This is a genomic window from Thiobaca trueperi (assembly GCF_004342175.1).
Classification (GTDB): domain Bacteria; phylum Pseudomonadota; class Gammaproteobacteria; order Chromatiales; family Chromatiaceae; genus Thiobaca; species Thiobaca trueperi.
On sequence record NZ_SMAO01000012.1, the window covers coordinates 58,924 to 69,336 of the forward strand.

Genomic DNA, 10,413 nt, shown 5'->3' on the forward strand with positions numbered 1-10,413 from the left:
CAACATCTCCCCTTGCATTGACCGACCCGGATGGGTAGTTTGCGCGCTCCCGTTTTTTCCGAGGTCTTCCCGACGATGCCCACCACCCTCAAGAAGCTGCGTCTGCACGGGTTCAACAACCTGACCAAGACCCTCAGTTTCAACATCTACGATGTCTGCTACGCCGATTCGGACGAGCAGCGCGAAGCCTATATCGCCTATATCGACGAGGCGTACAACGCTGAACGTCTCACCGCGATTCTGACGGATGTGGCGGACATCATCGGGGCGAATATTCTCAACATCGCGCATCAGGATTACGACCCTCAGGGAGCGTCGGTGACGATGCTGATCTCGGAAGAGGGGATTGCGGCCGAGAGTCTCTCCAATAACGCCACTCCTGGTCCGCTGCCCGACGCCGTGGTGGCCCATCTGGACAAGAGCCACATTACGGTCCACACCTATCCCGAGACCAATCCGCAGACCGGTATCAGCACCTTCCGCGCCGACATCGACGTCTCGACCTGCGGCCGCATCTCGCCGCTCAAGGCGTTGAATTATCTGATTCATTCGCTGGAATCGGATATCGTCATCATGGATTACCGGGTGCGCGGTTTCACCCGCGACGTGACCGGGCGCAAGCATTTCATCGACCACAACATCAGCTCGATCCAGAACTATGTGGCGCGCAAGACCAAAAGCCGTTATCAGATGGTCGATGTCAACGTCTACCAGGAAAACATCTTCCATACCAAGATGGTGATCCGGGATTTCCGGCTCGATGACTATCTCTTCTGCATCTCGGCCGATGATCTGTCGCCGCAGGAACATCAGCGCATCCAGAAACTGCTGCGGCGCGAACTGACCGAGATCTTCTACGGCCGCAATCTCGGTCGCAATCTGGAGTTCATGGACTGATCTTTTTTGACGTTGTCAAAAAAGATGGTTTTTTTGAATGTTGATCTGGGGTCAGCGTTCACCCTTCCCCAAGCCTACGCAAGAGTCTCCCCCTCCCCTCGCGGGAGGGGGCCGGAAAGCGGCTTCAGATCCAGTAAACCGTCCGGGTCATGATGCGCGAGGTCAGTTTCATCGCGGCCCGGATCGGCGCGGGGAGATCGGCGCCGCCAGCGGATTTGGCGATCTGGGCGTGACGGATCTCGTCGGCCTTCATCTGCTCCAGAATGGCGCGACTCTTTTCATCCCGTGCCGGGATCTGCTCCAGATGGTCATCCAGATGACTCTCGACCTGACGCTCGGTCTCGACCACGAATCCCAGACTCCATCGGTCGCCGACCAGACCCGCCGCTGCGCCCATGGCAAAGGAGCCGGCGTACCACAGCGGATTGAGCAGGCTCTGGTGGCTGCCAAGCTCGGTCAGCCGCTCCGCACACCAGGCCAGATGATCGCTCTCCTCCTGCGCCGATCGCTCCATCCGCTGGCGCGTCTCGGGCAGCTTCGCCGTCAGCGCCTGCCCCTGATAGAGCGCCTGGGCGCAGACCTCGCCGGTGTGGTTGATGCGCATCAGACGCCCCACCAGCCGGCGCTGGTCGTCGCCGATCTCGCCCTCCTTCAAAGCCGCTGCCGGATTGCGCCGCTCGGTCGTGGGAGAACGACCGAAGAGGGTGCGCAGGGCGTGATCCGCATTGATGAGCAGGCGGTCGGTGGGGGAATAAGCACGGTGGCTGGATTGAGGAAAAAGCATGATTGGAACCGCTTATGATGGTTTTGAGGTGATTGACGGGAAACGCGATAACCTGGATCAGGGCTTCTATGTTAAACCGCGTCCAGAGCGAAATGCGTCATTCTCATGGCTGTGTCTGACTTTGGCGATGTCTTCGGTCTCAGTGGAGACGCGGTTTATAACATCTTATTTTTAGTCTCTTAAACCGCGCCGGCTCCGATAATCCTTGAGTCTGCCAGGGCCGACCCGATCCGCAAAGATCGCATACCGTGCTGGGCGCGGTTTAGCTCAGACGGTCGTCGTGCTGCCAGGGTCAATCCAGAAACATCGCATACCGCACTGGGCGCGGTTTAACATGACTCGCCATGCCGATATGGTGAGACGCCAGGTAATCTTCGAGGACTTTCAGTATGCGCACGATCAAATGGCTCGCTGTTCTGGGTTGGTTTCTGGCGTGCGGTCTCCAGGCAGCCGGGACGCCGACGCTGGACACCGCTGTCGTCACCGCGCGCACGCTGCCGCGCGAGTATCGGCTGGACGGACTCATCGAGGCGGTCAACCGCTCCACCGTCTCGGCCCAGACGTCGGGGCAGGTGCAGGAGATGTTTTACGATGTCGATGATTATGTCGAAAAAAACGCGATACTCGTGCGTCTCAAGGATACCGAGCAACGTGCCCAGGTCAGTCAGGCGGAAGCCGATCTCAAGTCGGCGACCGCCCGCCTGCGGCAGTTGAAGGACGAGCACGAGCGGATCGCCGGACTCTATCGTAAAAAGGCGGTCTCGGACTCGGCGATGGATCAGGCGACCGCCAGTCTGGCCACCGCCCAGGCCGACCTGGATGCCGCCACCGCGCGTCTGGAACAGGCGCGCGAACAGCTTGCCTATACTGAAATCCGAGCGCCCTATTCGGGCATCGTCGCCCAGCGGCATATCGAGTTGGGCAGCATGGTGAATTCGGGGGCGCCGGTCATGAGCGGGATCTCACTCGACGATCTGCGGGTCATTGTCGATGTGCCGCAGAGCATCATCCAGTCGGTAAGGCGCAGCGCCCAATCCGGTGCGGCGGTCAGGGTGTATCTGCCGGATGGCGAGGTCGTCGCAGGCGCTGGCATCACCGTCTTTCCCCTTGCCGATCCGGGCTCCAATACCTTCAAGGTGCGCATCGATCTGCCGAACCAGAGCGACGCCCGGCCCCGTCTCCTGTTTCCGGGGATGTTCGTCAAAACCGGCCTGGTGGTGGGCGAGAAGTCGGTGCTGACGGTGCCCCGATCCGCCGTGGCGCAGCGCTCCGAGGTCACGGGGATCTATGTCGTGGCGGAGAGTGGTCGGATCCATTTCCGTCAGATCCGTCTGGGGCAGAGTCTGCCGGATGCCGAGGTGGTGCTGGCCGGTCTGACCGAGGGCGAACGGGTCGCGCTCGACCCCATTGCCGCCGGTGTGGCGCTCAAGTCGCAGCGGACAGCGGTGACACAGGAGACGGGGCATGACTGAACAACTGGGCATCGCGGGGCGGCTTGCGGCGCGTTTTCAGTCTGCCGAGATCACACCGCTCCTGGCGATCGTGGGACTGCTGCTGGGGCTGTTCGCGGTGCTGGTGACGCCGCGCGAGGAGGAGCCGCAGATCGACGTAACCTTTGCCGATATCTTCATTCCCTTCCCCGGCGCGTCAGCCAGCGAGATCGAACATCTGGTGGCCGGTCCCGCCGAGCAGGTGCTGTCCGAGATCCGGGGCATCGAGCATGTCTACTCGGTCTCGCGTCCGGGCATGGCGATCGTCACCGTCCAGTATCAGGTCGGCGAGGACAATACCGATGCCGTGGTGCGACTCTTCAGCAAGGTGCACGCGAATCAGGACTGGCTGCCACCCAATCTCGGTGTGGGCACGCCCATCGTCAAGCCCAAGGGGATCGACGATGTCCCCATCCTGACCGCGACCCTCTGGTCCGGCGATGCAGCCGTCGGCGCCTTCGAACTGGGTCAGGTCGCGCACGCCATTGAGCAGGAAATCAAGCGCGTTCCCGGCACCCGCGATGTCTATACCATCGGCGCGCCGGCTCAGGTCGTGCGGGTGCTGCTCCAGCCCGAGGCGCTGGCCGGCTACGACATCGATCTGGCCGATCTGCGCCGTGCGTTGCAGACCGGCAACAGCGTCGGCGACAACCTGACCACGACTGCCGATAACCAGGAGATCCTGGTGCAGGCCGGCGTTTTTCTCACCAGCCCTGATGAGATCGGCGACCTGGTGGTGGGGCTGCATGGCGGACGCCCGGTCTTTCTGCGCGATGTGGCGACCGTCGAGCGCGGCCCCCAACAGTCCGAGACCTATGTCTGGATGGGCATGGGACCGGGCGCGGCTCAAACCGGCACGGCGCTGACCGGAGCCGCGCCAGCAGTGACCATCGCCGTCGCCAAGCAGTCCGGGATCAATGCCGTCGAGGTGGCAGAGCGGGTCATCGAGCGCTTCGCGCAGCTTAAGGGCACCTTCATTCCGGACAACGTCGAGTTCACGATCACCCGCAACACGGGCGCGACCGCCGATGCCAAGGCGAAAAAGCTCATCAGCAAACTCGTCTTCGCCACCGCTTCCGTGGTGCTGCTGGTGCTGTTCGCGATTGGCTGGCGCGAGGCGGTCATCGTCGGCGCGGCGGTCATCGTCACCCTGGCGCTCACGCTCTTCGCCTCCTGGGCCTGGGGCTTCACGCTCAACCGGGTCTCGCTGTTCGCGCTCATTTTCTCGATCGGCATCCTGGTCGATGATGCCATCGTCGTTGTGGAGAACATCCATCGTCACCTGCTCCTGAGCCGGGACCGGCTGCTGGATCTGATGCCGAGGGCGGTCGATGAGGTCGGCGGGCCGACCATTCTGGCGACCTTCACGGTGATTGCGGCGTTGCTGCCCATGGCCTTCGTCAGCGGTCTGATGGGGCCGTACATGAGTCCGATCCCGATCAATGCCTCACTCGGCATGCTGATCTCGCTGCTGGTGGCCTTCGTCTTCACGCCCTGGATGACCAACCTCATGCTGGGCGGGCGACACGCGGCAGTGGTGTCTGACGGGCATGCGGCGCACGGCGGCAGGCTGCGTCTGGATGCGCTGTTCCGGCGACTGATCGGTCCCTTTCTGGTCGGGCGGCGCGGTCATCTCAACCGCTGGCTGCTGCTTGCCGGGATCCTGCTGCTGATCGCCGGTTCCATCTGGCTCACGGTCAATCGCACCGTCGTGCTCAAGATGCTGCCGTTCGACAACAAGAGCGAATTTCAGGTCGTGCTCGACATGCCCGAAGGCACCAGCCTGGAGCAGACGACCCGCGTCCTGAGCGAGATGGGCGATTATCTGTCCACCGTGCCGGAAGTCACCGACTATCAGGGCTACGCCGGCACTGCCGCGCCGATCAACTTCAACGGTCTGGTCCGTCAGTATTATCTGCGCGAGGGCGCCCATCTGGGCGATCTGCAGGTCAATCTGGTCGATGCGCACCATCGCGACAACAAGAGCCATGCCATCGCCCTGCAACTGCGCGAACCCTTGCAGACCATCGCCCGCGCCTATGGCGGCAACGCCAAGCTGGTCGAGATTCCTCCCGGCCCGCCGGTGCATGCGCCGCTGGTCGCTGAGATCTATGGCCTGGATTACGCCGGCCAGATCGCCATCGCCAGACAGGTCCGCGCCGTCTTCGAGGGCACGCCGGACATCGTCGATGTCGATGATTCGGTCGAATTTCCCTCGCGCAAGCTGACGCTGGCGGTCGATCGCGCCAAAGCGGCGCGGCTTGGCGTCGCGCAGTCGAGCATCGCTACGGCGCTGAGCGCCGTACTGAACGGTGAGGACGTGAGCTATCTGCACGGCGCCAACGTGAAATATGCCGTGCCGATCCGGATCGAATACAGCGAGGCCGACAAGGCCGATCTGGAACAGGTGCTGGCGTTGCGCGTGCGCGCCGAGGGCGGGCAACTGGTGCCGCTGTCTGAGATCCTCACCGTCGTCGATGGCACGCGCGAGCACAGCATCTATCGCAAGGATCTGCTGCCGGTGGTCTATGTCACCGGCGATATGGCGGGCGCGACCGACAGTCCGCTCTATGGTCTGTTCGAGATGGCGGCGACCCTGAGTCGGGACATGGGATTGGAGCAGTGGTACCGGCAGGCGCCGACCAATCCCTATGAATACAGCCTCAAGTGGGACGGCGAGTGGCAGGTCACCTATGAGACCTTCCGCGATATGGGGATCGCCTATGGGGTCGGACTGCTGCTCATCTATCTGCTGGTGGTCGCCCAGTTCAAGAGCTATCGGGTGCCATTGGTCATCATGGCCCCGATCCCGCTGACGCTCATCGGTATCCTGCCCGGTCACGCCATCCTGGGTGCGCAGTTCACCGCCACCTCGATGATCGGCATGATCGCGCTGGCCGGCATCATCGTGCGCAATTCGATTCTGCTGGTCGATTTCATCAATCAGCAGGTGCGTGAAGGCCGCACGTTGGAGGAGGCCGTCATCGATTCAGCCGTTGTCCGCGCCAAGCCGATCATTCTCACCGCACTTGCGGCCATGGCCGGCGCGGCCTTCATTCTCGACGATCCCATCTTTTCGGGGCTGGCGGTCTCGCTGCTGTTCGGCCTCTTCGTCTCGACCATCCTGACGCTGGTGGTGATCCCGGCTGTTTATTACGGGGTGATGTACCGGCGGGTGGAGTGGATTCGGCAGGCGACGGGGTGAGGTCGATGGTGATGGGTAGGGGCGATTTAAATCGCCCCTACAGGATCAGCTCCACAGGATGACAGACCGCGACCGTCAACCCGGCCTCGCGGATCCCGGCGGCCAGATGGAGCGCGCAGCCGGGGTTGGTGGTGACGAGGATGTCCGGCTTCAGGTCCGCAAGCGACGCGAGCTTGTCACGCAGGAGTGCCGCCGCCATTGCCGGTTGCTGCAACAGATAGGTGCCCGCCGCCCCGCAGCAGGTGTCGTTGCCGGGCAGCGGGATGACCTCCAGCTCCGGCACGCGCGCCAGCAGGCGATAAACGGCGGCATTGCCGCCGGGCAGATGGCGATGCGTGCAGGGTTCATGAACCAGTACCCGGCGGGGCAGGGGACGCAGCTTGAGTGACGCCGGCCAGACGGCGCGATCCAGGAAATCGCAGACTTCCAGCGTCTCGCGTAGCGCCGAATCCTCGCGCAGCTCGGCAATACAGGCGCTGGCGAGTCCGACCAGGGTGCGCCCCGCATGGCGTTGAACGCAGCCCGCGCGCAGCCGATCGGCCTCGTCCGCATAACCGTTGTGCCGCATCAGCGCCCCGCAGCAGGCCGACCCCGACGGTATCCGCACCCGCAGCCCGAGCCGCTCGCAGACCCTGAGCGTGGCAGCGATGGCGGCACCCTGCGCACTGGATCCCATGCAGCCCACGAACAGATCGAGATCCGCAGCGGGACGATCATCCGCAACCATCGGGCGTGCCGCCGCCCCCATTGCCGTCGCGAGACGATGATAAGGCACCAGCCAGCGCCGCCGCGCCAGCCCGATCCGCTCCATCCAGCCCGCCAGTCCGCTCACGCGATAACGACCAGCGAGCCGGCCCAGCAGCGCGGTCAGTCGCGCATCCGAGAGGACGGACAGCCAGCGCCGTCTGAGCGCGCGCCGCCAGACCGGCAGTCGGGCCACCCGGCGCGCCTTGACGCCGTCCATCAGGCGCCCGACAGCGACCAGCGACGGGCACGCCTGTTCACAGGCGCGGCAGGTCAGACAGCCATCCAGATGACGGGCCAGCGTGTTGCTCATCTCCAGCTCGCCCGTCACCCAGCCCTGAATCAGCGCGATGCGTCCGCGCGGCGAATCGGCCTCATGGCGCGTCTGCGCATAGGTCGGACAATGTGGCAGACAGAGCCCGCATTTCACGCAGTGATCGGCGAGACGGAGCAGATCCCGATCGGCAGGATCGGACGGCGAAACGGGCGTTTGCAAAGGAATCATCGTTTCAGGGGCAGGGGATGTGTCGCGTGAGGCATCGGCAGGGCGGTCATGTTAACCTTTTGCCACCTGTTTGAGGCCATGCGGGGCATTGATCATGTCGTATTACCGTTGCCATGTCTTTTTCTGCACCAACCAGCGTGAGGATGGCCGGCTCTGCTGCGGTCAGGCCGAGGCGGCAGCCGGGCGCGATTATCTCAAACGCCGGGTCAAGGAGTCGGGGCTGGCCGGCATCGGCGGCGTGCGGGTCAATACCGCCGGCTGCATGGACCGCTGCGGCGAGGGGCCGGTCATCGCCGTCTATCCCGATGCCATCTGGTACACCTACGAAGGAACCGACGATCTGGAAGACATCCTGCAGGAGCATCTGCTGCACGGTCGCCCCGTGGAGCGGCTGAAACTGCCTGGATAGGATGAATGGACGCTGCATGGTGCTTGCGCTCGCGAAAATCATCACGTAAAATCCGCCGTCTTTCCCGATACAGACAACGATTTCAGGTCGGCGCGCCTTTCCATCGCGCGCAGGCTACCCGGAGCGAAGGATCATGACGACGACTGTTAGCGCCAAACCCGCCGAGGTTCGCCGCGCCTGGTATCTGGTTGATGCCGATGGCAAGACCCTTGGCCGACTGGCCAGCGAGCTGGCGCTTCGCCTGCGTGGCAAGCACAAGCCCCAGTACACGCCCCATGTGGATACCGGCGACTATCTGGTGGTCGTCAATGCCGAGAAGATCCGCGTGACCGGCAACAAACTCCAGGACAAGATGTACTACCGTCATACCGGCTATGTCGGTAACCTCAAGTCCACCAATCTCAGCAAACTGCTTGAGACCGCCCCCGAGCGCGCCATCCAGTTGGCCGTCAAGGGCATGCTGCCGCGTGGCCCGCTTGGCCGCGCCATGTTCAGAAAGCTGCGTGTCTACGCCGGCCCCGAGCATGGTCATCAGGCGCAGCAGCCTCAAGTCCTTGAGCTAAACGTTTAGGAATCAGACGCATGTCGGAGACGCAACACGCTATCGGTCGCCGTAAGACCTCCGCCGCACGGGTTTTCGTGACGGTCGGCTCGGGTAACATCACGGTCAACAACCGCCCGCTCGATCAATTCTTCGGTCGCGAGACGGCGCGCATGGTCGTGCGCCAGCCGCTGGAGACCGCCGGGCTGTTGGATCGGCTCGACATCAAGGTGACGGTCGCCGGTGGCGGCAACACCGGACAGGCCGGCGCCATTCGTCACGGCATCGCCCGCGCGCTGGTGCTGTACGATGAATCCCTGCGCTCGCCCATGCGCCGCGCCGGTTTCCTGACCCGCGATGCACGCGAAGTCGAGCGTAAAAAGGTCGGCCTGCACAAGGCCCGCAAGCGTCCGCAGTTCTCGAAGCGTTAAAGTTTTACTTGGGGGATCGTCTAGCGGCAGGACTACGGACTCTGACTCCGTCAACCTAGGTTCGAATCCTAGTCCCCCAGCCAAACAAAAGAAGGGCTTAGCCGCAAGGCTAAGCCCTTTCTTTTTGCCTCCGGTCGTATACCGGGCGCAGACACGTCCGGCTTGTTCCAAATGAAGCCTGTTCCGGAGCGCACCCCACCAAAAGAAGTCTCTGCGCCTTCGGCCCCCCCACACACCCACACACACCCAACTCTTAATAAGGCCATTTCAGAGAAGGATCTTACCCACAAGCAGGTCGGATAAAGATGTCTCATTTTGGCAAGAGGCGGTTACGCTCTAAAAAGCGTCAACTGCTGCAAGTTCTCGTGGAATCCTAAGGCGTGGTGAGGCTTCAATTGGGAGGCTGGCCTACGCATGCGGCGCTCGCTCAAAAAGGGAGACTGTTGTCACCGGGAGGCGCGGCGGGTGGTATTGCAGTAGGCGTTGTGGTGCTTGCAGTCATCACGCGCAGAATTTCTTTGAGCTTCTCCAAGAGTTCGACAAATGTGACGACCACGACATCTCTAGACGAATTTCGGAATAGGTCGAGCGAACGCTTTTCTTGGATGGTTTCTGGCGTAATGCCCGCGATAACAATGCAATGGACCGCCGATACGTGTGTATCCTTGAACGTGGGATCACCGTGCGCTCTGGCGGCGAAGTTATTGAGTAGTTGGAAGCGCTGGTCGAGGACTTGCGCCATCGCGCTGGTCAATTCTTTGTGGGGCGCGTGCAGGTCACCCCGAAATGTCCTGGCTTCAATCAATTTGGTCGAGGGTCTCTTGATCTCAACAAGCGCCAAGCTGCCGGTGAATCGCTGCGCGAACAAGAAGTCCACAATGCTTTCGCCGCTGCCACACAGCATGGTGCCGCCAACATGAGCCTGGTCTTGGATCATGATCACCGGATGGGGAAAAGCCAGGCCGAGGACAAAGGGGTTTACTTTGAAGAAGCTCTGCCACTTGTTTTCGGTCAGATTTTTGCTGAGCATGTCCTCAATTTTGGCGATCAGATCCTTCAATGTGACTTGCTCAATAATAGATTTCAGTTCGAGTAGTTGCTCGGGTTGCTCGATAGCAATCTTTTCCGCGTCGTCGCGAATGACAGAGATAGCGGCAAGCTTGTCGTTAGCGCTACGGGTTTGATTTTGCCCGCCCAGTTTCACAAGTTCATAAATTGCGCCAGGCTTGATCTTCGGAAACCGCCGCTCGAACTGGCTGGGGTCTGCGACGTGCAGCAGTTCGTTATACCGAGCTAATACCAATTTTTTGTCGACTCACTCACCGACAATGGCGAAGTTTTCCGTCAGCAACGATCGTAGATCACCACGATATTGGTTCGGGTGACGAAAGAAATTTTCGCAAGCGG

The 10,413-nt window shown here is 61.9% G+C and carries 9 protein-coding genes and 1 tRNA gene; 7 read left to right on the forward strand and 3 right to left on the reverse strand.

The genetic code is table 11. The features are described 5' to 3' along the window. Window positions 1–75: 75 nt before the first annotated feature. Window positions 76–897, forward strand: coding sequence for an adenosylmethionine decarboxylase (speD, locus tag EDC35_RS17575; protein WP_132978570.1), 822 nt, complete (start codon window positions 76–78; stop codon window positions 895–897). 124 nt (window positions 898–1,021) lie between these two features. Here the strand turns inward: speD and coq7 are convergent, their stop codons facing one another. Further along, window positions 1,022–1,681, reverse strand: a complete 660-nt coding sequence (gene coq7 / locus EDC35_RS17580; RefSeq protein ID WP_132978571.1) for a 2-polyprenyl-3-methyl-6-methoxy-1,4-benzoquinone monooxygenase — start codon at window positions 1,679–1,681, stop codon at window positions 1,022–1,024. Between the two features lie 389 nt (window positions 1,682–2,070). On the opposite strand from coq7, the gene EDC35_RS17585 reads away from it, so the two are divergent. Both EDC35_RS17585 and EDC35_RS17590 read left to right on the forward strand, forming a co-directional pair. After that, the gene (locus EDC35_RS17585; RefSeq protein ID WP_132978572.1) at window positions 2,071–3,153 is read left to right on the forward strand and encodes an efflux RND transporter periplasmic adaptor subunit; all 1,083 of its coding nucleotides are present in this window, start codon (window positions 2,071–2,073) and stop codon (window positions 3,151–3,153) included. Then, window positions 3,146–6,376 (forward strand): efflux RND transporter permease subunit, encoded by a 3,231-nt coding sequence (locus EDC35_RS17590; RefSeq protein ID WP_132978573.1) that lies wholly within the window; start codon window positions 3,146–3,148, stop codon window positions 6,374–6,376. The genes EDC35_RS17585 and EDC35_RS17590 overlap by 8 nt, the downstream gene beginning before the upstream one ends. A 37-nt stretch (window positions 6,377–6,413) precedes the next feature. Here EDC35_RS17590 and EDC35_RS17595 read toward each other — a convergent pair whose 3' ends face one another. Continuing rightward, entirely contained in the window at window positions 6,414–7,625 is a 1,212-nt protein-coding gene (locus EDC35_RS17595) for a (Fe-S)-binding protein (RefSeq protein ID WP_132978574.1), read from the reverse strand. Window positions 7,626–7,719: 94 nt separating this feature from the next. On the opposite strand from EDC35_RS17595, the gene EDC35_RS17600 reads away from it, so the two are divergent. From EDC35_RS17600 to EDC35_RS17615, 4 genes are all read left to right on the forward strand, one after another. Next, a complete protein-coding gene (locus tag EDC35_RS17600; RefSeq protein ID WP_132978575.1) occupies window positions 7,720–8,034 on the forward strand; it encodes a (2Fe-2S) ferredoxin domain-containing protein in 315 nt (104 codons plus the stop codon). 133 nt (window positions 8,035–8,167) lie between these two features. Continuing rightward, window positions 8,168–8,605, forward strand: coding sequence for a 50S ribosomal protein L13 (rplM, locus tag EDC35_RS17605; protein WP_132978576.1), 438 nt, complete (start codon window positions 8,168–8,170; stop codon window positions 8,603–8,605). An 11-nt stretch (window positions 8,606–8,616) separates the two neighbouring features. After that, window positions 8,617–9,006, forward strand: a complete 390-nt coding sequence (rpsI, locus tag EDC35_RS17610; protein ID WP_132978577.1) for a 30S ribosomal protein S9 — start codon at window positions 8,617–8,619, stop codon at window positions 9,004–9,006. A 9-nt stretch (window positions 9,007–9,015) separates the two neighbouring features. Continuing rightward, window positions 9,016–9,089: transfer RNA gene (locus tag EDC35_RS17615), tRNA-Gln, on the forward strand. 344 nt (window positions 9,090–9,433) lie between these two features. Here the strand turns inward: EDC35_RS17615 and EDC35_RS17620 are convergent. Continuing rightward, window positions 9,434–10,309: a Shedu immune nuclease family protein gene (locus EDC35_RS17620; RefSeq protein ID WP_132978578.1), complete on the reverse strand. Its 876-nt coding sequence runs from the start codon at window positions 10,307–10,309 to the stop codon at window positions 9,434–9,436. Window positions 10,310–10,413: the final 104 nt, after the last annotated feature.

Excerpts from the sequence above, each read along its gene's own strand:
- speD (WP_132978570.1), top strand. The coding sequence starts at position 76 with ATGCCCACCACCCTCAAGAAGCTGCGTCTGCACGGGTTCAACAACCTG.
- coq7 (WP_132978571.1), bottom strand. The coding sequence starts at position 1,681 with ATGCTTTTTCCTCAATCCAGCCACCGTGCTTATTCCCCCACCGACCGC.
- EDC35_RS17585 (WP_132978572.1), top strand. The coding sequence starts at position 2,071 with ATGCGCACGATCAAATGGCTCGCTGTTCTGGGTTGGTTTCTGGCGTGC.
- EDC35_RS17590 (WP_132978573.1), top strand. The coding sequence starts at position 3,146 with ATGACTGAACAACTGGGCATCGCGGGGCGGCTTGCGGCGCGTTTTCAG.
- EDC35_RS17595 (WP_132978574.1), bottom strand. The coding sequence starts at position 7,625 with ATGATTCCTTTGCAAACGCCCGTTTCGCCGTCCGATCCTGCCGATCGG.
- EDC35_RS17600 (WP_132978575.1), top strand. The coding sequence starts at position 7,720 with ATGTCGTATTACCGTTGCCATGTCTTTTTCTGCACCAACCAGCGTGAG.
- rplM (WP_132978576.1), top strand. The coding sequence starts at position 8,168 with ATGACGACGACTGTTAGCGCCAAACCCGCCGAGGTTCGCCGCGCCTGG.
- rpsI (WP_132978577.1), top strand. The coding sequence starts at position 8,617 with ATGTCGGAGACGCAACACGCTATCGGTCGCCGTAAGACCTCCGCCGCA.